Genomic DNA, 26,019 nt, shown 5'->3' on the forward strand with positions numbered 1-26,019 from the left:
CTTACCAGCGCTTGGTCTTGATGTTGTGCACGTGGGCGTGCTGGCCGGCCTGGATCGGCGCGACCACGCGGCCGATGTCCACGCCGTACTTGTAGACCGTGTCGCCCACGGCCATGTCCTTCATCGCGACCTTGTGGCCGATGGGGATGTCCTGCGAGGCCCGCACATGGATGATCTTGTCCTCGTCCATGATCCAGGCATTTAGCTCCGTTCCGGCGGTCAGGCCTTCCACCACAGCGACCGCCACCGTGTCCTTGGCATCGTGCAATACGGCGTGAATCATCGTCTTCCTCTCCTGGGTGAGCGCCGCGGCGGAGTGCCGCGGACGCTTCGGATCACAACGTCCGGCAAATCTTAGGGCGGGCTTTTTTGCATGTCAACTAAATCATATATATGAATTGTATGACTTGAGCGAGGCCCGCTCGCGCCGCTACACTGGAGGCCCGGATTTATTGCGATGCACCCATGAACACCAGCCTGTCATCGACTGTGCCTTTGGGCAGTCCCTTGTACGAGCAGGTCAAGCAGGCCGTGCTTGCCGCGCTGGCCCAAGGCGAATGGAAGCAGGGCGAGGCGATTCCGCCGGAAAAGAACCTGGCCGAGCGTTTCGGCGTGTCGATCGGCACGCTGCGCAAGGCGATCGACGAACTGGCCGCCGAGAACATCCTGGTGCGCCATCAGGGCCGCGGCACCTATGTGGCGGTGCACACCCGCAACCACCACTTCTTCAAGTTCTTCCGCATCCTGCGCCAGGACGGCCACAAGTCGTACCCGACCACCGAGCTGCTGCGCTTTCGTCGCGTCAAGGCCTCGGCCGAGGCGCGCGACAAGCTGGGGCTGCCGGCCGGCGCCTACGTGTTCGAGTTCCTCAACATGCTGTCGCTGAACGGCGACGTGGTCATGGTCGATGACATCTGCCTGCCGGAATCGCGCTTTCCCGGCATGACCGAGGCGCACCTGCGCGAGCGCGCCAGCACGCTGTATGCGCTGTACCAGGATGTGTTCGGCGTCAACGTCATCGCCACCGACGAACGCCTGCGCACCTGCCTGGCGGACCGCGCCCATGCGCGCTGGCTGGGCGTGGCCGAGGGCGCGGCGCTGCTGGAGATCCGGCGCGTGGCTTATTCGTACAACCGCCAGCCGGTCGAATGGCGCATCTCGCGCGTCAATACCGAACGCTACGAATACCTGGGCCATGAGCCCTGGGAGGCGGGGGCCTGAGGCGCCTGCCGCCCCGCAGCGGGAGGATGCGGCCGGCGGGGAAGGGGGCTGGCATTCCGACGCGGGCCTTCCCGCGATCACGGCGCTGACGGCCGCGGCTGTTCCCGGCCGCTTGCCGTCCCCGCCGCCAGCAGTGCTAGAATTCCTGCCGCACTATCCAATTTTCGGCGCCGATTTGCCTGATCCGCTTGCGGGCGCCTTCCAATAAATCCAGCTAAAGAGGTCCGTATGACCACTCCTGCCCAACATTTGGCCGGTGATTCGGCCAGCGCCGCGCTCGCGACCCTGCCCGCCGCCACTCTCACGCAGTCCGATGCCGCTGATCCCGGTTCCGTCGGACTGGTCGCTCCCGTCTTCCTGCGTTTCGACGAGCCGCTGCCGTTGCTCAGCGGCCAGTCGCTGGCCAGCTACGAGCTGGCGGTCGAGACCTATGGCACGCTCAATGCCACGCGCAGCAATGCGGTGCTGATCTGCCACGCCCTGAACGCCTCGCACCACGTGGCCGGCCAGGCCGCCGACAGCCCCAGCGACGTCGGCTGGTGGGACAACATGGTGGGTCCCGGCAAGCCGGTCGACACCAACGTGTTCTTCGTCATCGGCGTCAACAACCTGGGTTCGTGCTTCGGCTCGACCGGCCCGGCCAGCATCAATCCGGAGACCGGCAAACCCTGGGGCGCCGCCTTTCCGGTGCTGACGGTGGAGGACTGGGTGCAGGCGCAGGCGCGGGTCGCGGACCACTTCGGCATCGAACGCTTCGCCGCCGTGATGGGCGGGTCGCTGGGTGGCATGCAGGCGCTGAGCTGGGCCATCACGCTGCCCGAGCGCGTGGCCCATTGCGTGGTCATCGCCAGCACGCCGCGCCTGTCGGCGCAGAACATCGGCTTTAACGAAGTGGCGCGGCGCGCCATCATCACGGATCCGGATTTCCATGGCGGCGACTATTACGCGCAGGAAACCGTGCCGCGCCGCGGCCTGTCGGTGGCGCGCATGATCGGCCACATCACCTACCTGTCCGACGACGACATGGCCGAGAAATTCGGCCGCGCCCAGCGCGAACCCGCCGCCAACGGCGCCTACCGCTACGGCTACGACGTCGAGTTCGAGGTCGAGTCGTATCTGCGTTACCAGGGCGAGAAGTTCACCCGCTATTTCGACGCCAACACCTACCTGCTGATCACCCGCGCGCTGGATTATTTCGATCCGGCGCGCAAGACCGGCGGCGACCTGGCGCGCGCGCTGGCGCCGGCCAAGGCGGATTTCCTGCTGGTGTCGTTCAGCACCGACTGGCGTTTCCCGCCGGAGCGCTCGCGCGAGATCGTGCGCGCCCTGCTCAAGAACGGCAGCCCGGTCACCTATGCCGAGATCGACGCGCCGCACGGACACGACGCCTTCCTGCTGGACGACGCGCGCTACCATGCCGTGGTGCGCGGCTATTACGAGCGCATCGCCCGCGAGCTGGCGTTGACCGGCGCCACCCAGACCGAAGGACGCTCCGCATGACTCCTGTGACTCCCCGTCCGGCCCTCGTTGCGCTGCGTCCCGACCTGGCGCGCATCGCCAGTTGGATCGAACTCGGCAGCCGGGTGCTGGACCTGGGCTGCGGCGACGGCGCGCTGCTGGCGCACCTGCGCGACCATCGCCAGGTGCGCGGCGCCGGCGTCGAACTGGACGACACCTGCGTCATCGCCTGCGTGCGGCGCGGCGTCGAGGTGATCCAGCAGAACCTGGAAGACGGCCTGGCGCTGTTCGACGACAAGCAATTCGATACCGTGGTGCTGTCGCAGACGCTGCAGTCGATGCATCGCACCGAGCACATCCTGCGCGAAATGGCCCGGGTGGCGCGCCATGGCGTGGTGTCGTTTCCCAACTTCGGCTACTGGCCGCACGGCTGGGCCATCCTGCGCGGGCGCATGCCGGTGACGGGCCAGATGCCGTACCAGTGGTACAACACGCCCAACATCCACCTGTGCACGCTGCGCGATTTCGAGCAGTTGGCCGGCGAGCTGGGCCTGCGCATCCTGGAACGCGCCACCTTCAACGAGGGGCGCGAGATCAAGGCCTTTCCGAGCTGGCGCAGCACGCTGGCGGTGTACCGCTTCGCTTCGCCCTGACATTCTGAAACGCAGGCTGACGGCCCGGGCGCCAGCGCCTAAAATGCCGCAAGCCCGCCGTGCCCGCCCGTGCGCCCGGCCGGGCCGTTTCAGGAGACCGTCATTACCGCTGTATCCAACGTCTACACCAGTCCCCGCGTCGCGCCCCTGCTGGTCCTGGGGTTCGCCAGCGGATTGCCGCTGGCCCTGACCAGCGGCACCCTGCAGGCCTGGGCCACGGTGGCCGGCGTGCCCTTGCAGCAGATCGGTTTCCTGACCCTGGTGGGCACCGCCTACACGCTCAAGTTCCTGTGGGCGCCGCTGGTGGACCGCTATGCGCCGCCGCTGCTGGGCCGGCGCCGCGGCTGGATGCTGGTGACACAGGTGCTGCTGGCGCTGGCGATCATGGTCATGGGCACGCTGTCGCCGTCTTCGGCGCTGCAGACGCTGGCCCTGCTGGCGGTGCTGGTGGCGTTCCTGTCGGCCACCCAGGACATCGCCTTCGACGCCTATTGCACCGACGTGCTGCGCAAGGAAGAGCGCGGCGCCGGCGCCGCCATCAAGGTCATGGGCTACCGGGTGGCGATGATCGTCTCGGGCGGTCTGGCGCTGATCCTGGCCGACCAGTGGATCGGCTGGGGCAATACCTATGTGGTGATGGGCGGCCTGATGCTGCTGTGCGCGCTGGCGACGCTGTGGGCGCCCGAGCCGGAGCACGTGGCCAAGCCGCCGCGCAGCCTAGGCGAGGCCGTGTCGGCGCCCCTGCAGGAATTCTTCACCCGGCGCGGCGCCCTGGCGGTGCTGCTGCTGATCGTGCTGTACAAGCTGGGCGACGCCTTTGCCGGCGCGCTCTCGACCACTTTCCTGATCCGCGGCGCCGGCTACACGCCCACCGAGGTCGGCGCGGTCAACAAGGTCATGGGCATGGCCGCGACCGTGGTCGGCGCGCTGGCCGGCGGACTCATCATGTCGCGCTGGACGCTGTACCGCTCGCTGATGGTGTTCGGCCTGCTGCAGGCGGTGTCCAACCTGGGCTACTGGCTGATCGCGGTCAGCCCCAAGAGCATCTGGCTGATGGGCGCGGCGGTCGGGCTGGAAAACCTGTGCGGCGGCCTGGGCACGGCGGCGTTCGTCGGGCTCCTGATGGCCCTGTGCCGTCAGCGTTTCTCGGCCACGCAGTTCGCGCTGCTGTCGGCCTTGTCGGCCGTGGGCCGGACCTATCTGGCCGGGCCATTGACGCCGCCACTGGTGGAGCACCTGGGCTGGCCCGGGTTCTTCCTGGTGACGGTGGTCATCGCGCTGCCGGGGCTGTTGCTGCTGTATCTGCTGCGCGGCCGCATCGAGGCCATGATGCAGGACGGCGACGCCTGACGCCAGGCCCGCCTGGGCCCGGCGCCAGGGCGGGGGTTACGCCTCTTCGGTCAGGCGCACGATCAGTACGTCGCTCGGCAGGGCTTCCAGCAGGCGCTCGGCAACGCTGCCGATGGCCGTGCGCAGCAGGCCGGTGCGGCCATGGGTGCCCGTGACGACCAGGTCGGAACGGTGGTTGAACGAGTATTCCGACAGCACCGTCTCCGGCTGGCCGCATTCCAGCACCACCTTGGGCGGCGCCACGTTGGCCAGTTCCGGCGTTTCGGCGATGAATTCGCGCGAGCTCTGCTCGGCCGCGTGATAAAAGCTGCGGGTCACCGCATCGTCCGGCACGTTCTTGCCCTGGAACGGCACATCGTAGGCATGGAACAGCGTCAGGTCGGCGTTGGGCACCAGTTGCAGCGCGGCGCGCAGCGCCCGGCGCGAGCCGGCCGAGAAGTCGGTAGCCACCAGCACGTCGCGGTACGGCTTGCGCGGCCGGTTCTTGACCACCAGCACCGGCTGGCGCGCCTGGCGCGCCAGCTTCTCTACCGTGGTGCCCAGCAGCAGACGGCCGAGGGTCTCGTCGCGGGCGATGCCGGCGATGATCAGCGAGCAGCCGAAGCTGTCGGCGGTTTCCATGATGCGCACCAGCGGATCACCCGAGACCACCACGACTTCGGTGGCGACGCCGGCGTTGGCGAGGTCCTCGGCCAGCTCGCGTTCGGCCACCGCCTTGTGGTCGGCGGCCAGGCGGCGCCAGACCGGCGTGGTCAGGCGCGGCGACACGCCGTGACTTTCCATCACGTGCAGCACGACCAGCTTGGTATCGAGTTCCTTGGCCAGTTGCAGCGCGCGATCGAGGGCGCGATCGCCCCGCGCGCTGAGGTCCGTGGCCAGTAGGATGGGGCCAGGTTGTTGCGACATACGTTTCTCCCGATATGGGGCCCGCCGGTGGCTCCCGCTAGCCCGCCGGTGGCCGAAATCGCCCTTGCGGGCACATCCCCATTGTCCCGCCGGGGCATGGACAGGGGCTTGACCGATATCAACGCGCTTCCAGGGTAAGGGAGGATCCGGCGGGGAGCAATCGCCCGGGCCGTGGGCTGTCAATACAATGGGGCCTGCCGCGCCGCGGCTTCGTCCATCGCCCACCTGTTTCATGTTCTACGACCTTTCTCCTGCCCTGCTGCACACCCTGTACCTGGTCGCCATCGTGGCCGAAGCGATGACGGCGGCGCTATCGGCCGGCCGGCGCGACATGGACTGGATGGGCGTCTGCATCATCGCCTGCGTCACCGCGCTGGGCGGAGGCTCGCTGCGCGACGTGCTGCTGGGCCACTATCCGCTGACCTGGGTGGTGCATCCCGAATACCTGTGGATGACGGCGGGCGCGGCCTTGCTGACCGCCCTGATCGCGCCGGTGATGCGGCGTCTGCGCAGCGTGTTCCTGCTGGCGGACGCGCTGGGCCTGGTGGCGTTCACGGTCATCGGCTGCCAGGTGGCGCAACTGATGCAACTGCCGATCACGGTCGTGCTGATCAGCGGCATGATCACCGGCTGCGCCGGCGGGGTATTGCGCGACGTGCTCTGCAACGAGGTGCCGCTGCTGTTCCGCAAGGAACTGTACGCCAGCGTGTCGGTGGTGACCGGCGGGCTCTACCTGGGCGCGCAGGCTCTGGGAATGCCGGCCAACGCGGCAGTGCCCGTGGCGCTGGCGGTCGGTCTGGCGCTGCGCCTGCTGGCCCTGCGCTTCAATTGGCAGATGCCGAAGTTTGTCTATCGGGACGACTGGCACTGAGCGGACCGCGCGCGATTTCCTGCAACAATTTTCCTATTTGTGTTTCAATAAATTTCTAGTATCTTGTCGCTGTCGCAATACTTGCATCACGCAGTACAAGGGGAGCCGATTGGACGTCAAAGCGCCCGCCACGATTCCGTACTTCCTACAGGAACAGATTCGTGAGTTGATAGTGGATGGCACTATCAGGCCCGGGCAGCCGTTGCGGGAACAGGAACTGGAGCAGCGTTTCGGCACCAGCCGCAGTCCCATCCGGGAAGCGCTGCGTCTGCTGGAACTGAGCGGCCTGGTGACGCATGTCCAGCGCAAGGGCTTCCGGGTCACCCTGTATTCCGAAACCCAGATCCGCCACCTCTACAAGTTGCGCGCGGAACTGGAAGCCTATTGCATCCGCCAGGTTGCCGAGATCGACGACATCTCGCCCCTGGTGGCCGAGCTGCGCAGCTATGACGAGGCGATCGCCGCCGCCATGGCCAAGCGCGACGTGCGCGCCTATATCGCCGCGCTGCGCGAGTTCTACCTGGCCGGCGCCCGTTTCACCGGCAATGCGCCGCTGGCGGACGTGCTGACCAAGCTGTACGAGCAGGTCGAGCCGCTGCGCTACCTGCTGGCCCGGCAGACGATGGCGTCGAACAACCTGCAGACCTACACCCAGGGCATCACGCAGGCGCTGGACAAGCGCGATTTCGACCGCGCCGCCGAGCTGACGCGCAACTACGTGATCGATGTGCTGCCAGGCATCCTGCGGGCCTACCACGAGGCCTCGCAGCAGGATGCGGAAGAGTCGGCGCTGCGCTTCGGGCGCGGCTAGGGCGGCTTAGCCGCGCGCCGGCGTGCGCACGGCGATGCCGGCCCGTTCCAGCGCTTCGCGGATGGCGCGGGCGAACACCAGCGCATTGGGCTGGTCGCCGTGGATACAGAGCGTGTCGGCCTGCACGGGCACGTCCTTGCCGTCGACCGAACGCACCTTGCCTTCCCGGACCATGCGCACCACTTGCGCGACCGCCTGGTCGACATCCTCGATCATGGCGCCGGCGCGGGTACGCGGCGTGAGCGAGCCGTCGTCCTGGTAGGAACGGTCGGCGAAGACCTCGTTGGCCGCCGCCAACCCGATGGCGCGCGCGGCGTCGACCAGCTTGCTACCGGCCAGCCCGTACAGGAGCAGCGAGGCGTCGACGTCCTTGACCGCCTGGCAGATGGCGCGCGCCAGGCCCTCGTCCTTGGCGGCCATGTTGTAGAGCGCGCCATGCGCCTTGACGTGGTGCAGCCGCGCGCCTTGCGAGGCGGCCACGCCGGCCAGCGCGCCGATCTGGTAGACCGTGATGTCGTAGGCCTCGTCCGGCGTGATCGGAATCGCGCGGCGGCCGAAGCCGACCAGGTCGTGCAGGCTGGGGTGCGCGCCCAGCGCCACGCCCTGCTTGAGGGCGGCGGCCACGGTCTTGCGCATGGTGGCGGGATCGCCGCCATGAAAGCCGCAGGCAATGTTGGCCGAGCTGACGAAGGCCAGCACCGCGGCGTCGTTGCCCATGCTCCAGGCGCCATAGCTTTCGCCCATGTCGCAGTTCAGGTCGATGCTTGTGCTCATGATGAGGTTCCTGTGGAGGTTCGGGCTGTTATTCGGGGGGGGCGCGTGCGAGCTGGCCTCACGGGTGGCCAGGTCCCAGCAGCGCGCGCAGCGGCGCCAGCGCGTCCAGCAACTGGGCGAAGGCGCGTTCGCGCTCGCCGTCCAGGCGTTGCGCCTCGTCGAGTTCGATCATGGCGAACCGCAGCGCGCGTCCCGGCGCATACTGCGCCAGCAAGGGCAGGTCGACGGTGGCGATCTGCGCGATCTTGGGGTAGCCCCCGGTGGTCTGACGGTCGGCCATGAGAATGATGGCCTCGCCGCCAGAGGGCACCTGCACGGTGCCGAAACTGGCGGCCTCCGACAGCATCTGGCGCGGCTGGCTCATGGACAGCGCCGGGCCCTGCAGGCGGTAGCCCATGCGGTCGGACTGCGGGCTGATGCGGAATTCCGCGCCGCCGAAGGCATGGCGGGAGGTTTCGGAGAATTCCTGCCACTGCATGCCGGGCAGGAAGCGGATGGTGTCGCGTTGCTTGTTGCCGAGCGCGCCTGGCAGGTAGATGCGCAGGTCCCACAGGGCCTTTTGCAACGCATCGAGGTCGCGGCCGGCAAGCGTGTGGCGCAGGCCGACCTGGTCGCCCTTGGCCAGCGCGCGGCCTTCGAAGCCGCCGAAGCCGCTGCGCAGATAGGTGGTTTCGCTGCCCATCACCGGCGCCAGCGCAAAGCCGCCGTGCACCGCCAGATAGGCGCGCACGCCGTTGGCTGGCCGCGCGCCAAAGGCCAGCGTGTCGCCGGCGCGGGCGACCAGCGGCCGGTGCTGGGGGATGTCCTGACCGTTGAGCGTGGCGCCCAGGTCGGCGCCCGCCAGCGCGAAGCAGGCCGGCGCGTCGAAGCGCAGCGTCGGGCCGGTCAGGGTCATTTCCAGCGTGGCGGGATCGCCGGTGTTGCCGGCGAGCGCGTTGGCCAGGCGATGGGCGCGTTCGTCCATGGCGCCGGCGGCCGGGATGCCCTGGTGCTGGTAGCCCTCGCGGCCGCGGTTCTGGAAGCTGGACAGCATGCCCGGCTTGATGACGGTGAGGCTCACGGCCGGCCCTCCCGCAGGCGTTCGAATTCATCGGGGGTGATGGGCACGAAGCGCACCGAGTCGCCCGGTTGCAAATAGGCGGCGGGGGCGCGCGCGGGGTCGAACATGGTCAGCGGGGTGGCGCCAATGATGTGCCAGCCGCCGGGCAGGCGGTTGGGGTAGATCACGGTCTGGCGGTTGGCGATGGCCACCGCGCCGGGCGGCACGGCGGTGCGCGGCGAGGCGCGCCGCGGCAGGTTCAGTTTTTCGTCGTGCACGCCCAGGTAGGCGTGGCCGGGCGCGAAGCCCAGCATGAACACCATGCTGCGCGGCCCGCTGTGCAGCGCGATGACGTCGTCGGGGGTCAGGCCGGCGGCGCGGGCGACGTCGTCGAGGTCGGGCCCGTGCTCGCCGCCGTAGCAGACCGGCACGTCGACCTCGCGGCCGGCGGCGGCGTCGGCCTGGATGCCGTCGCCCAGCAGCGCCTCGATGCGCGCGGCCAGGTCGGCGTAGGTGGGACCGTTGCCCAGGCCGTCGGGCCGGTAATGCACCGCCACCGCCACGAACGATGGCACCACGTCGGTCACGCCCGGCAGGCCGGCGTCGCGCAGCTTGCGCGCCGCCGCCAGGCAGGTGCGGCCGATGGCGGCGTCGATCTGGTCACCGAAAGAGACGATCAGGCAGCGGTCGCCCTGGGGCTGGATGCGCCAGGCGGTTTCGGCCGGAGAAGAAGTGTCTGATGTAGCGTTCAACGGCACGAAACCTGTAGAGACGGATTACTTGGCGAACAACGAATCCAGGTTCTTGAACGCCTTGAATTCCAGCGCGTTGCCCGACGGGTCCAGGAAGAACATGGTGGCCTGTTCGCCGACTTCGCCCTTGAAGCGGATGTAGGGCTCGATGACGAACTCGGTGCCGGCATCGGTCAGGCGCTTGGCCATGGCTTCCCATTGTTCCATGGAAAGCACCGCGCCGAAATGGCGCACGGGCACATTGTGCGAATCGACCGCGCTGGTGGCTTTGTGGCCGCACTCGCTGGGGGCCAGGTGGGCGACGATCTGGTGGCCGTAGAAGTTGAAGTCGATCCAGTCGGGCGAGCTGCGGCCCTCCGGACAGCCCAGCTTTTCGCCATAGAAGGCGCGGGCTTCGGCCAGGTCGCGGACCGGGAAGGCCAGGTGGAACGGCGGCAGGTTGGTTTGAGCGGTCATGAAAAGCTCCGGATAAGGCGGAAAAGGTAATTCAGAATGCGGACCGTCACCATCGGGGCGTGTCCGGAGTCGATAGTTTATGAATTGTTTTTTTGATTGAAAAACGATATTTTTTGTGTCTTAGCATCGAAAATATTGATCGTGATCAAAGAATTCAAGACCTTCATTGCCGTGGCGCGCGACGGCACCTTCACCGGGGCGAGCGCTCAGTTGGGCCTGACCCAGTCCGCGGTCAGCGCCCAGATCAAGCGCCTGGAGGACTACCTGGGCGTGGCGCTGTTCGACCGCAGAGCGCGCGCCGCCGTGCTGAACGACCATGGCCGCGAGATGCTGCCGCAGGCCGAGGAACTGGTGGCCATGGCCGAGCGCATGGCATCTTCGGCCGGGGCCGGCCATGTCAGCGGCTCGCTGCGCATCGGCGCCATCGCGTCGGTGCAGCAGGACCTGCTGGTGCGGGCGCTGGGCGAGTTCCGCGCCGGCTATCCCGACGTGCGGGTGCGCATCGTGCCGGGGGTGTCGCTGTCGCTGCTGGGGCAGGTGGACGCCGGCGAGGTCGACATGGCGCTGCTGATCCGGCCGCCGTTCGCGCTGCCGCCGGAATTGGGCTGGCAGCCGTTGCTGCGCGAGGAAGTGGTGCTGGCGATGCCGGCCGCGATGGCGTTGGCGCCGTGGCGCGAGGTGTTGGCGGCGCAGCCCTTCATCCGCTACGACCGCGCGTCGTTCGGCGGGCGCGTGGTGGACCTGTTCCTGAAGAAGCAGCGCATCACGGTGCACGAGGCCGTGGAGCTGGACGAGATCGAGGCCATCGCCAACATGGTGCGCCACGGACTGGGCGTGGCGCTGCTGCCGCGCTTGCGCGGCCTGGATACGGATGGCCTGCGGCTGGTGTCGCTGGGCGATGCGGCGTTTCATCGCGAGATCGGCCTCATCGGGCGGTTGCCGTTCGACGCCGGCAGCGTCCGCGGCAAGATGGCGGAATGCCTGGCGCGGGCGGCGGGGGCCACGTTGGCGCCCTGAGCCAGTCAGGGCGGTACAGTGTCGGGAACGCGATCGGCATTCGCGCCAGGACCGCCACCCACGCAGGACACCATGGCATCGACCTCACTGGAAAAACAGCTGCAATTCCTCCGCGAAATCGACCGGCTCAAGACCGTCGTCCGGCAATCGCCGCTGCTGGACCGCAGCCGCAAGGAGAATTCCGCCGAGCACTCCTGGCACCTGGCGCTGTACGCGCTGGTGCTGAGCGAATACGCCAGCGGTCCGGTGGATACCCAGCGGGTCATGCGGATGCTGCTGCTGCACGACGTGGTCGAGATCGACGTCGGCGACCATCCGATCCATGGCGGTTCGTCGGCGGCGTGGCAGGCCGAGCAGGAGGACAAGGCGGCCGAACGGCTGTTCGGCTTGCTGCCTCCGCCGCAGGGCGAAGAGTTCCTGGCGCTGTGGCGCGAATTCGAGCAGGCCGAGAGCGAGGACGCGCGCTTCGCCAAGGCGCTGGACCGCTTCCAGCCGCTGCTGATCAACGTGTTCACGGGCGGCGGCACCTGGACCGAGAACGGCGTGTCGCGCGAGCAGGTGCTGGCCCGCTACGGTCCGGTGATCCAGCGCGGCGCCCCGCAATTGTGGGACGTCTGTGAACGATGGGTGGCGGCGCATTTCGCGGACCGGCCGTAAGGCGGCGGGGACGCGTCGTCGTCCCGGGGGCAAACTTCGGCGTGATTGCGCGCCGGTGCCGTCGGCGCCTCGCCTGCATGAAAAAGGCCCGCGCGAGCGGGCCTGTTTTTGTCCAGAGCGCCTTTTACAGCCGGTCGCAACGTACCGTGATCGGGTGATCGCGCAGCGTCGTCATGACCAGGTCGTCGACCTGGCCTTCGACGTCGGTGATCACGTAGCCGATCTGGCCCTTGGTCTGCAGCGTCTGGCTGACGATGTTCAGGCCGTGCTGCGCCATCAGGTTGTCCAGCGTGCCGAGCGCGCCGGGGGCGTTGCGGTGCACGTGCAGGATGCGGGTGGCGCCGGCCGGCTCCAGGTAGGGCAGCTCGGGGAAGTTGACCGCGCCCTTGGTGGTGCCGGCCTGCAGGAAGCGCACCAGCTTCTCGGCCACTTCGCGGCCGATGTTCTCTTGCGATTCCTGCGTGCTGCCGCCGATGTGCGGAGTCAGGATGACGTTGGGCAGGCCGATCAGCGGGCTGGCCAGGGGTTCGTCGGCGCCCTTGGGTTCGGTGGGGAACACATCGAGGGCGGCGCCCGCCAGGTGGCCGGACTTGAGCGCGGCGTGCAGGGCGTCGATGTCGACCACGGTGCCGCGCGAGGCGTTGATGAGGATGGCGCCGCGGCGCATGCGCGCGATGGTCTCCGCATTCATGATGTTTTCGGTCGACTTGCCGCCGGGCACGTGCAGGGTGACCACGTCGGCCTGTTCCAGCAGGTCGTTGAGCGAGCCGGCCGGACGCGCGTTGCCCAGCGGCAGCTTGGCTTCGACGTCGTGGTAGATGACGCGCATGCCGAGGCTTTCGGCCAGCGTGCTGATCTGCGAGCCGATGTTGCCGTAGCCGACGATGCCGAGCGTCTTGCCGCGGGTCTCGAAGGCGCCGGCGGCGCTCTTGTCCCAGTGGCCGAGATGGACGCGGGCGTTCTTCTCGGGAATGCGGCGCAACAGCAGGATGGCTTCGCCCAGCACCAGCTCGGCGACCGAGCGGGTGTTGGAGAACGGCGCGTTGAACACCGGGATGCCTCGCTGCATGGCGGTGTCGAGGTCGACCTGGTTGGTGCCGATGCAGAAGCAGCCGACCACGCGCAGGTCGGGGCTGCCGGACAGCAGGGCGGCATCCAGGTGGGTACGAGAACGGATGCCCGCGACGTGGGCGCCGCGCAGGGCGTCCTGCAACTGCGCCGGCGGCAGGGCCGCGGCATGCGTGACGATGTCGGTGTAGCCGGCGGCTTCGAAGACGGCGCGGGCGCTCGGGTGGATGTTCTCGAACAGGACGATGTGTGCCATGACTGCCAGGGGTCGGGTGAAGAATGCGTTTTATTTATTGTGGCGCATTTTTGCTGCGGTGCAAGAGGTACCCATTGCCCGGGTGGGGATGAATTGTTTCAGGCGGGTGGCCGGGGCTTGCCCTGGCCCGGTGCTTCAACGATACGCCTGGAACACCTTGGCGCCGCCGCGCTTGTCCACCAGCAGGACATCATGCGGGGTCTTGCGGCCGCCGTATTCGGGGCCGTCCATGCCGGGTGAACCCAGCGGCATGCCGGGGGCGGCCAGGCCGGCGGCATCGGGCTTTTCGAGCAGCAGGCGGCGCACGTCGCTGGCCGGCACGTGGCCCTCGATGGCATAGCCGTCCACCACGGCCGTGTGGCAGGAGCCATAGTCGGCCATGCCGGCGTTGCGGCGCACCGCGCCGGTGTCCTGCACGTCGTGGGTGGTGACCTCGAAGCCGTTGTCGCGCATGTGCTTGACCCAGTCTTCACAGCAGCCGCAGGTGGGGGTCTTCCAGACCTGCACCTTGGGCGCGGACTGGGCCTGCGCGAGGAGCGGCGCGTACAGGGGCAGGGATAGCGCGGCCGCCAGCAGCAGGCGACGGGCGGGGATGAGAGGTGTTTTCATGGGTCTCCGCGAGAAAGATCAGAACCAGAAGCTCACGCCGGCCAGCACGGCGGCCTGCGAGCGACCTTGGCCGGCGGCGGACGCATAGTCCGCGGTGCGGCCGAACTTACGTTCAAAGGATACCCCGACGTAGGGCGCGAACTGGCGCGTGACCTCGTAGCGCAGCCGCAGCGACAGCGAACCGCTGGACAGGCCCGAGCCGATGCCGCGCTCGGGGTCGTTGCGGCCGTAGGCGCTGGCCTCGATTTCGGGCGTGAAAATCAGACGTTGGGTAAGCAGCAGGTCATACTCGGCCTTCATGCCCAGCGCGGTGCGGCCGGACGGCCCGGCGTAGGCGGTGGTCTCGAACTCGATGTTGTAGGGCATCACGCCCTCGATCCCGAGCGCGGCCCAGTTGCGCTTGGGGCCGGTGCCGAAGTCGCGCCGCGCGCCCAGTTGCAGGTCCCAGAACGGCGAGATGGCGTGGCTCCAGAAGGCTTCGACCTTGGCTTCGGAGCCGCCGCCGCTTTCGCGCGCGCCTTCGCTCTTGATCACCAGCCGGTCGGTGGCGGTGCCCCACCAGAAGCGGCCATCCCATTCCAGCGCGTTCTGGCCGTCGCGGTTGCGCGACCAGCCGAACTTGTCGAACAGCAGCCGCGATGAAGCGTCCTTGTCCATCATGTGCGGATGGATGCCGTAGCTGTCGTAGCCGCGCGGACCGGCGCCGTCGCTGGACGGCAGGCTGCCGACCGGCGGGGCGGCGGCGGGCGCGCCGTGGTCCATGCCGGGCATGGCGGAATGATCCATGGCGGGCGGCATCGCGGGCTGTGGCTTGGCGCCGTCGTGATTCATGCCTGGCATGGAGGAATGGTCCATGCCGGGTGGCATCGCGGGCTGGGGCGTGGCGCCGCCGTGGTTCATGTCCGGCATCGAGCCATGATCCATGCCGGCGTGGTCGCCCGTGGCCTGGCCGAGGGCCGGCTGGCTGGCCAGGGCCGCCAGCAGGGCGATGGCCAGCACGGCATGGCGGAACGGGGGAAGGGAAGTGCGCATAGTCCGGTTTCTCATCGCCTACTCCACCACGACCGCCCTGAACATGCCGGCCTCCATGTGGTACAGCAGGTGGCAGTGGTAGGCCCAGTTGCCGCGCGCATCGGCGCTGACGCGGTAGCTCAGGCGCTGCGCGGGGTTGAGCGACAGGGTGTGCTTGCGCACCTGGAAGGCGCCGTCGGGCGATTCCAGGTCGCTCCACAGGCCGTGCAGGTGGATGGGGTGGGTCATCATGGTGTCGTTGACCAGCACGAAGCGCACGCGCTCGCCATGGCGCAGCACGATGGGCCTGGCGTCGGAGAACGTCACGCCGTTGAACGACCACATGTAGCGTTCCATGTTGCCGGTCAGGTGCAGCTCGATCTCGCGGGTCGGCGCGCGGTTGTCGTCGGGTTCGCGGATCGAGCGCAGGTCGGCGTAGGTCAGCACGCGGCGGCCGTTGTCGCGCAGGCCGATGCCGGGGTCGTCCAGGCGGGTGGAGACCACGTCGGGCAGCATCGAATTGCCCGGGCCGCGTTCCTCGGGATAGGGGTGCCTGACCTCGACGATGCCGCCCTGGTCCGCGCCGCCGCCGTGGGAGCTGCCGTGGTCCATGCCGGGCATGGCGCCATGGTTCATGCCGGCCATCGCGCCGGCGGTCGCCTTCGGCGCGGCGCCATGGTCCATGCCGCCCATGTCGTGCTTCATGCCCATGTCCATCATGCCGAGCAACTGCACGCGATCGACGGCCGGCACCTCGGCCTGCATGCCGGGGCGCGGCGCCAGGGTGGCGCGGGCGTAGCCGGAACGGTCCATGGCCTGCGAGAAGATGGTGTAGGCGCGGTCCTCGGCGGGCTCGACGATCACGTCGTAGGTCTCGGCCACGGCGATGCGGAATTCCTCCACGTCGACCGGCCGCACGTCCTGGCCGTCGGCCGCCACCACCGTCATCTTCAGGCCGGGGATGCGCACGTCGAAGTACGTCATGGCCGAGCCGTTGATGAAGCGCAGCCGCACGCGCTCACCCGGCTTGAACAGGCCGGTCCAGTTGCCGGCGGGCGTCGCGCCGTTGGTCAGGAAGGTGTACGTGGCGCCGGAGACGTCCGCCAGGTCGGACGGGTTCATGCGCATCTGTTCCCACATCAGGCGCTCGGACAGCGCCGCCCGCCACCCCTTCTCGCCGGCCTCGCGGATCAGGCTCTCGACGCTGGGCTGGTTGCGGTTGTAGTAGTCGGGCATGGCCTTGAGCTTGTCGAACACCCGCATCGGGTCTTCGTCCGTCCAGTCCGACAGCAGCACGGTGTAGTCGCGGTCCGCGGCGATGGGGTCGCGCCGCTTCGGGTCGATGACGATGGCGCCATACAGGCCGGTCTGCTCCTGGAAACCCGAATGGCTGTGATACCAGTAGGTGCCGCTCTGGCGCACGTCGAAGCGGTAGGTGAAGGTCTGGCCCGGATCGATGCCCGGGAAGCTCAGGCCCGGCACGCCGTCCATTTCCGTGGGCAGCAGGATGCCGTGCCAGTGGATCGAGGTCTGTTCGCGCAGGCGGTTGGTGACGTGCAGCGTGACCGTGTCGCCCTCGCGCCAGCGCAGCAGCGGGGCCGGCACCTGGCCATTGACGGTGGTGGCGATGCGGGCCGCGCCGGTGAAGTTCACCGGGGTCTCGCCGATCTCCAGGTGGAATTCGGTGCCGCGCAGTTCGGCGGGCAAAGCGGGGGCCGCGTGCCGGCTCGCGGCGGCGGCGCGCCAGCCGCCCAGCGCCGCGAGCGCGCCACCGGCGGCCAGCCCCTGCACGAAGCGGCGGCGGGCGGGAATGGGGAGGACTTTCATGACGGATCCGCGGCGGAATTACTGGACTGACACCGCGCCCTTCATGCCGGCGGCGTAGTGGCCGGGCTCCAGGCAGCCGAAGGACACGGTGCCGGCGCGGTCGAACTTCCAGACGATCTGGCCGCTCTTGCCGCCGTCCAGCGACACGGCGTTGGCCTCTTCGTGGCGCATGCCGGGGTCCTTCATCATCATGGCGTAGTGGGCCTGCAGGTCGGCGTCGCTGCCCAGCACCATCTCGTGCCGGATGCGGCCCGAGTTGCGCACGTTGAAGCGCACGGTCTCGCCGGCCTTGACCTGTACCTGCGCGGGCGTGAAGCGCATGGCGTCGGTCATGTCGATGTCGATGCTGCGGGTGACGCGGGCGGCGTCGCCGGGCGTGCCGATGGGGGCGGAGGCCGCCGGCATGGCGTGGCCGGCGTGTTCGCCATGGGCGCCGGCCGCGAAGGCGGTGCCGGTGCCCAGCAGGGCGGCCAGGACGGTGATCTGGGTGATGCGGAGCAAAGTGCCGTTCATGCTGTTCCCTTGATGGGGGTTGACCATGAGAGGCACTTTAGGAAAACCGGGGTGACCCGGTTCTGTCGCGAAGATTACTTCTTTGTAATGTTGGCGCCGGCGGTCGTGGGCGCGGGCCCGCGCAGGGTGATGCCGACCACCGTGCCCTCGGGGCCGGAGGCCGCATCGACCTCGCCGCCGTGCATGCGGGCGATGGCGCGCACGATCGCCAGCCCCAGGCCGTGGCCCTCGCTGCGCGGCGCGCGCGCCTGGCCCGAGCGGAAGAAGCGGTCGAAGATGCGCGGCAGGTCGGCCTCGGGGATCGGCGCGCCGGGGTTGCGCACCTCGACCCGCGCGCCGGCCGGCCGCGGCTGGCAGGCCAGCACGATCTCGCCGCCGCGCGGCGTGGCCTTGATGGCGTTGGAGATCAGGTTGGCCAGCGCGCGGCGCACCAGCCCGGGATTGGCGGCGACGACGGCGTCGCCGTCGCAACGCAACGTGACGCCCCTGTCTTCCAGCGCCGCCTCGTAGAAGTCGGCGACGCGCCGGGCCTCGGCGGCCAGCGACACCGGCGCCAGGTCGGCGGCGCGTTCGCCGCGGTCGGCGCGCGCCAGGAACAGCATGTCATTGACCAGCGTCTTCAGGTCTTCCAGCGTCTCCAGGTTCGATTCCAGCGCATCGCGCAGCTCGGCCGCGTCGCGGCCGCTGGACAGGGTTACCTGGGTGCCGTTGATCAGCGTGGCCAGCGGCGTGCGCAGCTCGTGCGCGACGTCGGCGTTGAAGCCTTCCATCTGCTGGTAGGCGGCCTGCAGGCGCTCCAGCGTGCGGTTGAACGACAGCACCAGCTCGTGCAGCTCGCGGTCGGTGTCGCGCAGCGGCAGGCGCACGGCCAGGTTGTCGGGCTGGATGCGGGCGGCCTGTTCCGACAGCCGCCGGGTGGGCGCCATGCTGCGGCGCACGGCCCAGGCCGCCAGGACCACCGTGGCGCCGACCCACAGCGCGCAGATCAACGCCAGCGCCGTGCCGTAGGCGTACAGGAATTGCGAGCTGGTGCGGGTGCTGACCGCCACCGTCAGGTGCGCGCCCGGCAGGATGCGGTCGTCGACCGCGACGCGCAGGCCGCGCATGCGGCTGCCGTCGGCCAGTTGCAGCAGCACCTGCCGGCCGGGCAGCGTCTGCAGCGTCTCGGGCGCATCGCCGCCGTAGACCGGATGGCCTTGCGCATCGACGATCCAGATGCCTAGCTGGCTCTGGCCGGTGCGCATGTCGTCGAACGTGGCGGCCAGGTCGTGCAGGCCGCGCGCGTTGTTCTGCATGTCGATCAGGTGGTTGATGAGCTCCAGCTTGCCGCTGACCTCGGTGATCTCCTGGCGTTCGACCTCGCGCTTGAGGGCCCAGAACAGGGTGGCGCCGGCCAGGCTGGAGACCAGCAGGGCGATGGCGCCCAGCAGCAGGGTCAGGCGCGCCTGCATCGAGCGCACGCGCGGCGCTTTCATTCGCGCGCCGGCTCCGGCCGCGATTCGAGCACGTAGCCCATGCCGCGCACGGTGTGCAGCAGCTTGGCCTCGAACGGGTCGTCCAGCTTGCTGCGCAGGCGCCGCACGGCCACGTCGATGACGTTGGTGTCGCTGTCGAAGTTCATGTCCCAGACCTGTTCGGCCAGCGTGGTGCGCGACAGCACCTGGCCCTGGCGCCGCAGCAGCAGGGCCAGCAGGTTGAATTCCTTGGCGGTCAGGTCCAGGCGCCGGCCGCCGCGCGCGGCCTTGCGGCGCGCCAGGTCCAGTTCCAGGTCGGCCAGGCGGAACACGGTGGGCTCCTGCGAACGGCCGCGCCGCAGCAGGGCCTGCACGCGCGCCAGCAACTCGGAGAAGGCGAAAGGCTTGACCAGGTAGTCGTCGGCGCCGCCTTCGAGTCCGCGCACGCGGTCCTCGACGGCGTCGCGCGCGGTCAGCATCAGGATCGGCGTGTCCTTGTTGGCGCGCACCGCGGCCAGGATGCCGAAGCCGTCCACGCCGGGCAGCATCACGTCCAGCACGATCAGGTCGTGGGCGCCTTCCAGCGCCAGGTGCAGGCCGTTGACGCCGTCGCGCGCCAGGTCGACGACGTGGCTTTGCTCCGACAACCCTTTCTTGAGGTAATCGGCCAGCTTGGGTTCGTCTTCGATGACCAGGATGCGCATGGCGGGAAATTTACCATCCGCGCCGCGATTGCGGCGCGGATCCTGCCCGCTGCGCGCGTTGCGCGTGTAGCGTTCAGGCGGACGGATCGACGGCGATGCGGTCTGGCGGGAAGCGCAGCGCGAACACGCTGCCCTTGCCGGGTTCGCTGGTGATGAGCAGTTCCGCGTCGTGGCGCATGGCGATGTGCTTGGTGATCGCCAGCCCCAGCCCGGTGCCGCCGACGGCGCGCGAGCGGCCGCGGTCGACGCGGTAGAAGCGTTCGGTCAGGCGCGGGATATGGCGGGCGGGAATGCCGATGCCGGTGTCCTGCACGCTGTAGCGGCCGCTGCCATCGGCCTCGCGTTCCCAGCGCACGGTGATGGTGCCGCCGTCGGGCGTGTAGCGCACGGCGTTGGTCAACAGGTTCGACAGCGCCGAGGTCAGCTCGGTCTCGGCGCCCAGCACGTCGAGCGTTTCGTCGATGTGCCATTCGATGACATGGCGCCCGCCGGACAGGGCCTCGATCTGCTGGCGCGCCTTCTGCAGCAGCGCGCCCATGTTGACCGCGCGCGGGTCGCTGCCCGGCGACGATTCCAGCGTCGACAGCGTCAGCAGATCCTCGACGATGGCCTGCATGCGCTGGGCCTGCTCGTGCATCATATCCAGGTACTGCGCGCGCTGCTCGGGCGGCAGGGCGTCGGCGGGCATGTCGCGCAGCGTTTCCAGGAAGCCGGCCAGCACCGTCAGCGGCGTGCGCAGTTCGTGCGAGACGTTGGCGACGAAGTCGCGGCGCGTGGTTTCCAGGCGCTCGATCTGGGTGACGTCGCGGGTGATGAGCAGGCGCTGGTTGCTGGCGTAGGCCGTCAGTTGCATCATCATCAGCCGTTCCTGGCCGTTCTGGCCCAGGCGCACCAGGATCGGGTCGGGCCACGAGGAACGGTGGGCGTACTCGACGAATTCCGGCGCGCGCAGCAGGTTCAGCAGGTTGTGGCCGCGGTCGGCCGGCAGGCGCAGGCCCAGGTGCTGGCGCGCCATGCGGTTGCACCAGTCGATCTGGAAGTCTTCATTGAGCGTGACCGCGCCGTCGGGCAGGGCCTGGGCGGCCGCCAGCATGCCCTGCATGGTGTCGCGTGTCTCGGCCAGCTCGCGGGCGCGGGCCCGGGTGTAGCGGTAGAGGGGGGCGAGGATATCGTCCCAGGGGCCGACCGAGGCGGGCGGCGAGGTGTCGGGATGCCTGGCCCAGTGCGACACCAGGTGCAGGCGCCAACTTCGCCACAGCAGCATGGTGGCCAGCGCGGCGCTGAACAGCACCCAACCGGCCGGATCTCCAATGAGCCATTGCGCCAATAGCGCGATCGCCGCCCACAGGGCGACCAGGATAAGGGTGCGCAGCCAGATCATCGTGCGGGAGTTTTACCGCGCCGGGACCTGTGCCGTAAACCGGTAGCCGCTGCCGCGCACCGTTTCCACATGGGCGTCGTGGCCGCTGGGCTCCAGCGCCTTGCGCAGCCGGCGGATATGCACGTCGACGGTGCGTTCCTCGACGAAGACATGATCGCCCCAGACCTGGTCCAGCAGTTGCGAGCGCGAGAACACGCGTTCCGGGTGGGTCATGAAGAAGTGCAGCAGGCGGAATTCGGTGGGGCCGATCTGCAGCGACAGGCTGTTGCCCGACAGGCGGTGCGTGACGGGGTCCAGCTTGAGGCCGCCCACGTCGATCACGTCGTCGGTCAGTTGCGGCGCGCGGCGGCGCAGCACGGCCTTGATGCGGGCCATCAGCTCCTTGGGCGAGAAGGGCTTGGTGATGTAGTCGTCGGCGCCGGCTTCGAGGCCGTCGACCTTGTCCTGCTCGGAACCCTTGGCGGTCAGCATGATGACCGGCACGGCGCGGGTGCGCTCGTCGTTGCGCAGCTTGCGCGCCATGGCCAGGCCGGAGGTGCCGGGCAGCATCCAGTCCAGCAGGATCAGGTCGGGCAGCTCGGCGCGGATCAGCGTCTGGGCCTGGTCGGCGTCGAAGGCGCGCAGCACTTTGTGGCCGGCGAAGGACAGGTTGACGGCGATCAGTTCCTGGATTGCGGGTTCGTCTTCGACGACGAGGATGGTGCTGGACATGGCGGATAGGGCACGCTTCGGAGCGCCGGCGCGGCGCGAACATTGCGATAGTATGGCCGCAATATTTCAGGTATGTGACCGCACGGTGCCTTGCGCCGCCCGCGGGCGGCATCCGGCGGGCCCCGATAGGCTACCATTGGACGATATATCGGGAATTCACCATGCAAAACCCCTCCGAATCGCAACATTCCGCGGATTCCGCGTCCCAATCGACGCATTTCGGCTTCCAATCGGTGCCGGAAAGCGAAAAAGCCCGCAAAGTCGCCGAAGTCTTCCATTCGGTGGCGCAGCGCTACGACATCATGAACGATTTCATGTCGGCCGGCCTGCACCGCGTCTGGAAGGCCTTCACCATCGGCCGCGCCGCCATCCGCCCCGGCATGAAGGTGCTGGACATCGCCGGCGGCACCGGCGACCTGGCCAAGGCTTTCGCCAAGCGCGCCGGCCCCACCGGCGAGGTCTGGCTGACCGACATCAACGATTCCATGCTGCGGGTCGGCCGCGACCGCCTGGCCGACGCCGGCCTGCTGGTGCCCACGGCCGTCTGTGACGCCGAGCGCCTGCCGTTCCCGACGGGGTATTTCGACCGCGTCAGCGTGGCCTTCGGCCTGCGCAACATGACCCACAAGGACCGCGCGCTGGCCGAGATGACCCGCGTGCTCAAGCCGGGCGGCAAGCTGCTGGTGCTGGAATTCTCCCGCATCGCCAAGCCGCTGGCGCCGGCCTACGACTGGTACTCCTTCAACGTGCTGCCCTGGCTGGGCAAGACCGTGGCCAAGGACGAGGCCAGCTACCGCTACCTGGCGGAATCGATCCGCATGCACCCCGACCAGGAAACCCTGGCGGAGATGCTGCGCACCGCCGGCCTGGAGCGGGTGCAGTACTTCAACCTGACGGCCGGCATCGCCGCCCTGCATGAGGGCGTGCGCCTGGGCTGACCTGCCCTGGGTCCGATACGGCTTTTCTTTGCCCCGGGGGAACTTGTGGGGCGACGGCTTGTCCGTTATTCTTACGTCATTCAGATTATTGTAAGAAAGTCGCGCTGAACGGCCGCACGATCCGTGCGGCTTTCCGCTGCTCGGGGCAGCGGGAAGCGCGGGTACGAGGGAGCAAATCCATGACCAAATTCTGTTTCTCGCGGTTTGTCGCCGCGGCGCTCATCGCCATCTCCGGCGCTGCGCTGGTGACGGCGTCGTTTGACGCCGAAGCCCGCCGCGCCGGCGGCGGCAGCAGCGTCGGCCGCCAATCCTCCAATGTGACCCAGCAGCGCCAGGCGACCACGCCGCCGACCGCCGCCAGCAACACCGCGGGCGCCACCGCGGCCCCGGCGGCCGCCGGCGCCGCCACGGCCGGCGCCGCGGGCGCCGCCGCCAAGAGCGGCGCCTCGCGCTGGCTCGGCCCCATCGCCGGCATCGCCGCCGGCCTGGGCATCGCCGCGCTGCTCTCGAGCATGGGCCTGTCGGGCGCCTTCGCCGAGTTCCTGTCGTCCGCGCTGCTGATCGCCGTGGTCGTGTTCGCCGTGATGTTCATCATCCGCCGCCTGCGCGGCGCGGCGCCGCGTCCGGCCACGCAGGGCGCCTTCGGCGGCGCCAACAACGCGCCTGGCCAGCCGCAGCAGCAGCCCATGTGGCGTGAGGCGCTGAAGCCGGCCGCTCCGACCGCGGCGCCGGTCGCAGCCGCCGCTGCCGCCCCGGCCGCCGTGCTGCCCAAGGCGGGTGACGACAACAACTGGTTCGTGCCCGGCGACTTCGATACGCCCAACTTCCTGAAGCAGGCCAAGGAACAGTTCGTGCGCATCCAGGCCGTGTGGGACAGCGGCAGCACCGACCGCCTGCGCGACTACCTGACCGACGACCTGATCACCGAGCTCAAGCCGCAACTGGCCGAGCGTGGCGCGGCCCCCAACAAGACCGAAGTGGTGCTGTTGAACGCCGAGCTGCTGGGCATCGAAACCGTGTCCGACGGTCACCTGGCCAGCGTGCGTTTCTCGGGCATGCTGCGCGAAACCCCGGGCGCCGAAGCCTTCCGCTTCGAGGAAGTCTGGAACCTGTTCAAGCCCGCCAACGGCGGCTGGCTGCTGGCCGGCATCCAGCAGATCCCGGTGGAATACGCCAGCTGATCCGGCTGGCGCCAATCTCCTGCTATCGCGGCGGCCTCGCGGCCGTCCGCCACAACCGGCCCCTCAGGGCCGGTTTTTCCATGCGCGGGCGCAAACCGCGTCCCGACTGTCCGGAACACACCCCCATCCAACCCGTTACACTCCCGATTTACCCATCAACTTCGTCAGCCCCGTTGCGCGGGGTCGCGGACCGTCATGTTGCCCTTTTCGTTTCTGCCCACTCCTGCACGGCTGGCCGTCGGCGCGCTCAACGCCCTGTTGAAGCGTGAGGACTGGGCGCGCGAACGCCTGGCCCGCCACGCCGGCAAGACCGTGCGCTTCGCGCTGGGCGGCTTCACGCTGGGCCTGACCATCGACAGCGAGGGGCTGGCGGCCCAGGCCGATGCCGCCGTGGTGCCCGATGTGACCCTGACGGTGGCGCCCGAGAAGCTGCCGCTGCCGCGCCTGGGCGCGGGCGGCGCGGCGCCCGATTTCGCCGAAGCCACGCATATTTCCGGCGACGCCGCCCTGGCCCAGGTGGTGGCGGACCTGTCCAAGCAGTTGCGCTGGGACCCGGAAGACAGCCTGGCCCGGCTGGTGGGCGACATTCCCGCGCTGCGCATCGCGGGCGGGCTGCGCGCGGCCGCCGGCGGCGCGCGCGAGGCCGGCCAGCGCATGGCCGAGAACGTGTCCGAGTACCTGGCCGAGGAAAGCGGCATGCTGCTGGGCCGCCCGGCGCTGGAGCAATGGCGCCTGGACCTGGCCGAGCTGAACGCCCGCGCCGACGCCCTGACGCGCTCGGCCGCCGCCCTGCAATCGCGACTGGCCACGGTCGCCGCCAAGCGAGGCGCCTGACCCATGTTTCCCTTGCTTCGCCTGCTTCGTATCATCCTGGTTTCGCTGCGCTACGGTCTGGACGAGCTGGTGCTGTCCAGCCTGAACCATCCGCTGGCCACCTGCCTGCTGCGTGTCATCCGCCTGGGGACCCGGCCACGCCAGCCGCGCGGCCTGCGGCTGCGCCTGGCGCTGGAATCGCTGGGCCCGATCTTCGTGAAGTTCGGCCAGGTGCTGTCCACCCGCCGCGACCTGATTCCCGCCGACATCGCCAACGAGCTGGCGCTGCTGCAGGATCGCGTGCCGCCGTTCCCGTCGGCCCAGGCCGCGGCCTGCATCGAGGCCGCGCTGGGCGCGCCGCCCGAAAAGCTGTTCGCGCAGTTCGAGGTGGACCCGGTGGCGTCGGCCTCCATCGCCCAGGTGCACTTCGCGGTGCTGCACGACGGCCGCGAGGTGGCGGTCAAGGTGCTGCGCCCCGGCATGCTCGGCATCATCGAGAAAGACCTGTCGCTGCTCAAGATCGTGGCCCGCATCATCGAGCGCCTGGGCGCCGATGGCCGCCGGCTCAAGCCGCGCGAAGTCGTGGCCGAGTTCGACAAATACCTGCACGACGAACTCGACCTGGTGCGCGAGGCTTCCAACTGCAGCCAGTTGCGCCGCAACTTCGGCCCGGAATCGGGCCGCGGCGACATGCTGATGGTGCCCGAGGTGATCTGGGAGTACACCGCGTCCACCGTGTTCACCATGCAGCGCATGTACGGCGTGCCGGTGGGCCAGGTCGAGCGCATGCGCGCCGCCGGCATCGACATCCCGACCCTGGCGCGCACCGGCGTCGAGATCTTCTTCACCCAGGTGTTCACCGACGGCTTCTTCCACGCCGACATGCACCCGGGCAACATCTACGTGTCCGACCGGCCCGAGACGCTGGGCAGCTATATCGCCCTGGACTTCGGCATCGTCGGCTCGCTGTCGGAATTCGACAAGAACTACCTGGCGCAGAACTTCCTGGCCTTCTTCCACCGCGACTACCGCCGCGTGGCGCAATTGCACATCGAGTCCGGCTGGGTGCCGCCCGACACGCGCGAGGAAGAACTGGAGGGCGCGGTGCGCGCCGTCTGCGAACCCTATTTTGACCGGCCGTTGTCCGAGATTTCCCTGGGCCAGGTGCTGTTGCGCCTGTTCCAGACCTCGCGCCGGTTCAATGTGGAGATCCAGCCGCAGCTCGTGCTGCTGCAGAAGACGTTGCTGAACGTCGAAGGCCTGGGGCGGCAGCTCGACCCCAACCTGGATCTCTGGAAGACCGCCAAGCCCTATCTGGAACGCTGGATGCGCCAGCGTGTCGGAATCAAGGGCCTGCGGCAGAGCCTGGAAAAAGAAGCCGCGCAGTGGTCGCAGATGCTGCCGGCGCTTCCCAGGCTGGTCCACGACCACCTGAACCGCCCGAACCTCTCGCCGGCGCTGCTGGCCGAGATGGCGCAGTTGCGGCGGGCCCAGGAACAGAACAACCGGCTCGTCGCGGCGCTGGTTGGCGTGCTGGCCCTGGCGATTGGGGTGGCGTTGTGGGCATTGACCCGATAGGCGGCGCGAT

Annotated in this window: 27 protein-coding genes and 1 riboswitch; of the genes, 12 read left to right on the plus strand and 15 right to left on the minus strand. The window is 68.8% G+C overall.

Features of this window, described 5'->3' with window-relative positions:
- Position 1: 1 nt before the first annotated feature.
- On the minus strand, positions 2–283 hold the full coding sequence (locus tag ACUDCK_RS02120; RefSeq protein ID WP_026385179.1) for a UxaA family hydrolase: 282 nt from the start codon (positions 281–283) through the stop codon (positions 2–4).
- Positions 284–465: 182 nt separating this feature from the next.
- Here ACUDCK_RS02120 and ACUDCK_RS02125 point away from each other — a divergent pair, with 182 nt between their 5' ends.
- The 4 genes from ACUDCK_RS02125 (at position 466) to ACUDCK_RS02140 (ending at position 4,682) form a co-directional block, all read left to right on the plus strand.
- On the plus strand, positions 466–1,221 hold the full coding sequence (locus ACUDCK_RS02125; protein WP_054503569.1) for a GntR family transcriptional regulator: 756 nt from the start codon (positions 466–468) through the stop codon (positions 1,219–1,221).
- A 157-nt stretch (positions 1,222–1,378) separates the two neighbouring features.
- Positions 1,379–1,460: riboswitch (SAM riboswitch) on the plus strand.
- A complete protein-coding gene (metX, locus tag ACUDCK_RS02130) occupies positions 1,450–2,721 on the plus strand; it encodes a homoserine O-succinyltransferase MetX (protein ID WP_064524922.1) in 1,272 nt (423 codons plus the stop codon). (Overlaps the previous riboswitch by 11 nt.)
- A complete protein-coding gene (metW, locus tag ACUDCK_RS02135; protein ID WP_175167202.1) occupies positions 2,718–3,332 on the plus strand; it encodes a methionine biosynthesis protein MetW in 615 nt (204 codons plus the stop codon). Before metX ends, metW begins: the two co-directional genes overlap by 4 nt.
- Before the next feature lie 69 nt (positions 3,333–3,401).
- Positions 3,402–4,682 carry a muropeptide transporter gene (locus ACUDCK_RS02140; protein WP_081273475.1) on the plus strand — a complete coding sequence of 427 codons (1,281 nt, stop codon included), beginning with the start codon at positions 3,402–3,404 and terminating at the stop codon, positions 4,680–4,682.
- Between the two features lie 36 nt (positions 4,683–4,718).
- Here the strand turns inward: ACUDCK_RS02140 and ACUDCK_RS02145 are convergent, their stop codons facing one another.
- A complete protein-coding gene (locus ACUDCK_RS02145; protein WP_054503566.1) occupies positions 4,719–5,588 on the minus strand; it encodes a universal stress protein in 870 nt (289 codons plus the stop codon).
- A 232-nt stretch (positions 5,589–5,820) separates the two neighbouring features.
- Here ACUDCK_RS02145 and ACUDCK_RS02150 point away from each other — a divergent pair, with 232 nt between their 5' ends.
- Both ACUDCK_RS02150 and ACUDCK_RS02155 read left to right on the plus strand, forming a co-directional pair.
- A complete protein-coding gene (locus tag ACUDCK_RS02150) occupies positions 5,821–6,459 on the plus strand; it encodes a trimeric intracellular cation channel family protein (RefSeq protein ID WP_054503565.1) in 639 nt (212 codons plus the stop codon).
- A gap of 109 nt (positions 6,460–6,568) precedes the next feature.
- Entirely contained in the window at positions 6,569–7,270 is a 702-nt protein-coding gene (locus ACUDCK_RS02155; protein WP_175167201.1) for a GntR family transcriptional regulator, read from the plus strand.
- 6 nt (positions 7,271–7,276) lie between these two features.
- On the opposite strand, the gene ACUDCK_RS02160 is transcribed toward ACUDCK_RS02155, so the two are convergent.
- From ACUDCK_RS02160 to ACUDCK_RS02175, 4 genes are read right to left on the minus strand one after another with little or no spacing between them, the layout of a single operon-like run.
- The gene (locus ACUDCK_RS02160) at positions 7,277–8,044 is read right to left on the minus strand and encodes a LamB/YcsF family protein (RefSeq protein ID WP_064524919.1); all 768 of its coding nucleotides are present in this window, start codon (positions 8,042–8,044) and stop codon (positions 7,277–7,279) included.
- 58 nt (positions 8,045–8,102) lie between these two features.
- Positions 8,103–9,104 (minus strand): 5-oxoprolinase subunit C family protein, encoded by a 1,002-nt coding sequence (locus ACUDCK_RS02165; RefSeq protein WP_175167200.1) that lies wholly within the window; start codon positions 9,102–9,104, stop codon positions 8,103–8,105.
- Entirely contained in the window at positions 9,101–9,835 is a 735-nt protein-coding gene (gene pxpB / locus ACUDCK_RS02170; protein ID WP_175167199.1) for a 5-oxoprolinase subunit PxpB, read from the minus strand. Before pxpB ends, ACUDCK_RS02165 begins: the two co-directional genes overlap by 4 nt.
- Before the next feature lie 24 nt (positions 9,836–9,859).
- Entirely contained in the window at positions 9,860–10,291 is a 432-nt protein-coding gene (locus ACUDCK_RS02175) for a VOC family protein (RefSeq protein WP_054503561.1), read from the minus strand.
- 141 nt (positions 10,292–10,432) lie between these two features.
- Between ACUDCK_RS02175 and ACUDCK_RS02180 the strand changes: the two genes are divergently transcribed.
- A complete protein-coding gene (locus ACUDCK_RS02180; RefSeq protein ID WP_175167198.1) occupies positions 10,433–11,308 on the plus strand; it encodes a LysR substrate-binding domain-containing protein in 876 nt (291 codons plus the stop codon).
- 72 nt (positions 11,309–11,380) lie between these two features.
- Positions 11,381–11,965 (plus strand): HD domain-containing protein, encoded by a 585-nt coding sequence (locus ACUDCK_RS02185; protein WP_175143730.1) that lies wholly within the window; start codon positions 11,381–11,383, stop codon positions 11,963–11,965.
- 124 nt (positions 11,966–12,089) lie between these two features.
- On the opposite strand, the gene serA is transcribed toward ACUDCK_RS02185, so the two are convergent.
- From serA to phoB, 9 genes are all read right to left on the minus strand, one after another.
- Positions 12,090–13,289: a phosphoglycerate dehydrogenase gene (serA, locus tag ACUDCK_RS02190; protein WP_054503557.1), complete on the minus strand. Its 1,200-nt coding sequence runs from the start codon at positions 13,287–13,289 to the stop codon at positions 12,090–12,092.
- A 135-nt stretch (positions 13,290–13,424) separates the two neighbouring features.
- Entirely contained in the window at positions 13,425–13,898 is a 474-nt protein-coding gene (locus tag ACUDCK_RS02195; protein WP_064524897.1) for a DUF411 domain-containing protein, read from the minus strand.
- 18 nt (positions 13,899–13,916) lie between these two features.
- Positions 13,917–14,930 carry a copper resistance protein B gene (locus tag ACUDCK_RS02200; RefSeq protein ID WP_175167197.1) on the minus strand — a complete coding sequence of 338 codons (1,014 nt, stop codon included), beginning with the start codon at positions 14,928–14,930 and terminating at the stop codon, positions 13,917–13,919.
- Between the two features lie 18 nt (positions 14,931–14,948).
- A complete protein-coding gene (locus tag ACUDCK_RS02205) occupies positions 14,949–16,736 on the minus strand; it encodes a copper resistance system multicopper oxidase (RefSeq protein ID WP_175167196.1) in 1,788 nt (595 codons plus the stop codon).
- Between the two features lie 18 nt (positions 16,737–16,754).
- Complete coding sequence (locus tag ACUDCK_RS02210; RefSeq protein WP_054503326.1) at positions 16,755–17,249, minus strand: cupredoxin domain-containing protein; 495 nt, start codon at positions 17,247–17,249, stop codon at positions 16,755–16,757.
- A gap of 74 nt (positions 17,250–17,323) precedes the next feature.
- Positions 17,324–18,724 carry a heavy metal sensor histidine kinase gene (locus ACUDCK_RS02215; protein WP_054503327.1) on the minus strand — a complete coding sequence of 467 codons (1,401 nt, stop codon included), beginning with the start codon at positions 18,722–18,724 and terminating at the stop codon, positions 17,324–17,326.
- On the minus strand, positions 18,721–19,407 hold the full coding sequence (locus tag ACUDCK_RS02220; RefSeq protein ID WP_064524889.1) for a heavy metal response regulator transcription factor: 687 nt from the start codon (positions 19,405–19,407) through the stop codon (positions 18,721–18,723). The genes ACUDCK_RS02215 and ACUDCK_RS02220 overlap by 4 nt, the downstream gene beginning before the upstream one ends.
- 73 nt (positions 19,408–19,480) lie before the next feature.
- Positions 19,481–20,788: a phosphate regulon sensor histidine kinase PhoR gene (phoR, locus tag ACUDCK_RS02225; protein WP_054503329.1), complete on the minus strand. Its 1,308-nt coding sequence runs from the start codon at positions 20,786–20,788 to the stop codon at positions 19,481–19,483.
- A gap of 12 nt (positions 20,789–20,800) precedes the next feature.
- Entirely contained in the window at positions 20,801–21,499 is a 699-nt protein-coding gene (gene phoB / locus ACUDCK_RS02230; RefSeq protein ID WP_054503330.1) for a phosphate regulon transcriptional regulator PhoB, read from the minus strand.
- Between the two features lie 161 nt (positions 21,500–21,660).
- Between phoB and ubiE the strand changes: the two genes are divergently transcribed.
- The 4 genes from ubiE (at position 21,661) to ubiB (ending at position 26,009) form a co-directional block, all read left to right on the plus strand.
- Positions 21,661–22,437: a bifunctional demethylmenaquinone methyltransferase/2-methoxy-6-polyprenyl-1,4-benzoquinol methylase UbiE gene (gene ubiE, locus ACUDCK_RS02235; RefSeq protein WP_175143735.1), complete on the plus strand. Its 777-nt coding sequence runs from the start codon at positions 21,661–21,663 to the stop codon at positions 22,435–22,437.
- 179 nt (positions 22,438–22,616) lie between these two features.
- Entirely contained in the window at positions 22,617–23,618 is a 1,002-nt protein-coding gene (locus tag ACUDCK_RS02240; RefSeq protein WP_175167195.1) for a Tim44 domain-containing protein, read from the plus strand.
- 195 nt (positions 23,619–23,813) lie between these two features.
- Positions 23,814–24,452, plus strand: a complete 639-nt coding sequence (locus ACUDCK_RS02245; RefSeq protein WP_054503331.1) for a ubiquinone biosynthesis accessory factor UbiJ — start codon at positions 23,814–23,816, stop codon at positions 24,450–24,452.
- A 3-nt stretch (positions 24,453–24,455) separates the two neighbouring features.
- Positions 24,456–26,009, plus strand: a complete 1,554-nt coding sequence (ubiB, locus tag ACUDCK_RS02250) for a ubiquinone biosynthesis regulatory protein kinase UbiB (RefSeq protein ID WP_054503332.1) — start codon at positions 24,456–24,458, stop codon at positions 26,007–26,009.
- The last annotated feature ends 10 nt before the right edge of the window (positions 26,010–26,019 follow it).

Source organism: Achromobacter sp. CF-sbj1-Ac2-l, assembly GCF_052698165.1.

Excerpts from the sequence above, each read along its gene's own strand:
- ubiB (WP_054503332.1), top strand. The coding sequence starts at position 24,456 with ATGTTTCCCTTGCTTCGCCTGCTTCGTATCATCCTGGTTTCGCTGCGC.
- ubiE (WP_175143735.1), top strand. The coding sequence starts at position 21,661 with ATGCAAAACCCCTCCGAATCGCAACATTCCGCGGATTCCGCGTCCCAA.
- ACUDCK_RS02195 (WP_064524897.1), bottom strand. The coding sequence starts at position 13,898 with ATGAAAACACCTCTCATCCCCGCCCGTCGCCTGCTGCTGGCGGCCGCG.
- ACUDCK_RS02210 (WP_054503326.1), bottom strand. The coding sequence starts at position 17,249 with ATGAACGGCACTTTGCTCCGCATCACCCAGATCACCGTCCTGGCCGCC.
- ACUDCK_RS02125 (WP_054503569.1), top strand. The coding sequence starts at position 466 with ATGAACACCAGCCTGTCATCGACTGTGCCTTTGGGCAGTCCCTTGTAC.
- ACUDCK_RS02120 (WP_026385179.1), bottom strand. The coding sequence starts at position 283 with ATGATTCACGCCGTATTGCACGATGCCAAGGACACGGTGGCGGTCGCT.
- ACUDCK_RS02145 (WP_054503566.1), bottom strand. The coding sequence starts at position 5,588 with ATGTCGCAACAACCTGGCCCCATCCTACTGGCCACGGACCTCAGCGCG.
- ACUDCK_RS02215 (WP_054503327.1), bottom strand. The coding sequence starts at position 18,724 with ATGAAAGCGCCGCGCGTGCGCTCGATGCAGGCGCGCCTGACCCTGCTG.
- ACUDCK_RS02175 (WP_054503561.1), bottom strand. The coding sequence starts at position 10,291 with ATGACCGCTCAAACCAACCTGCCGCCGTTCCACCTGGCCTTCCCGGTC.
- ACUDCK_RS02150 (WP_054503565.1), top strand. The coding sequence starts at position 5,821 with ATGTTCTACGACCTTTCTCCTGCCCTGCTGCACACCCTGTACCTGGTC.
- ACUDCK_RS02220 (WP_064524889.1), bottom strand. The coding sequence starts at position 19,407 with ATGCGCATCCTGGTCATCGAAGACGAACCCAAGCTGGCCGATTACCTC.
- ACUDCK_RS02205 (WP_175167196.1), bottom strand. The coding sequence starts at position 16,736 with ATGAAAGTCCTCCCCATTCCCGCCCGCCGCCGCTTCGTGCAGGGGCTG.
- phoR (WP_054503329.1), bottom strand. The coding sequence starts at position 20,788 with ATGATCTGGCTGCGCACCCTTATCCTGGTCGCCCTGTGGGCGGCGATC.
- ACUDCK_RS02240 (WP_175167195.1), top strand. The coding sequence starts at position 22,617 with ATGACCAAATTCTGTTTCTCGCGGTTTGTCGCCGCGGCGCTCATCGCC.
- serA (WP_054503557.1), bottom strand. The coding sequence starts at position 13,289 with ATGGCACACATCGTCCTGTTCGAGAACATCCACCCGAGCGCCCGCGCC.
- phoB (WP_054503330.1), bottom strand. The coding sequence starts at position 21,499 with ATGTCCAGCACCATCCTCGTCGTCGAAGACGAACCCGCAATCCAGGAA.
- metW (WP_175167202.1), top strand. The coding sequence starts at position 2,718 with ATGACTCCTGTGACTCCCCGTCCGGCCCTCGTTGCGCTGCGTCCCGAC.
- ACUDCK_RS02200 (WP_175167197.1), bottom strand. The coding sequence starts at position 14,930 with ATGCGCACTTCCCTTCCCCCGTTCCGCCATGCCGTGCTGGCCATCGCC.
- ACUDCK_RS02185 (WP_175143730.1), top strand. The coding sequence starts at position 11,381 with ATGGCATCGACCTCACTGGAAAAACAGCTGCAATTCCTCCGCGAAATC.
- ACUDCK_RS02245 (WP_054503331.1), top strand. The coding sequence starts at position 23,814 with ATGTTGCCCTTTTCGTTTCTGCCCACTCCTGCACGGCTGGCCGTCGGC.
- metX (WP_064524922.1), top strand. The coding sequence starts at position 1,450 with ATGACCACTCCTGCCCAACATTTGGCCGGTGATTCGGCCAGCGCCGCG.
- ACUDCK_RS02160 (WP_064524919.1), bottom strand. The coding sequence starts at position 8,044 with ATGAGCACAAGCATCGACCTGAACTGCGACATGGGCGAAAGCTATGGC.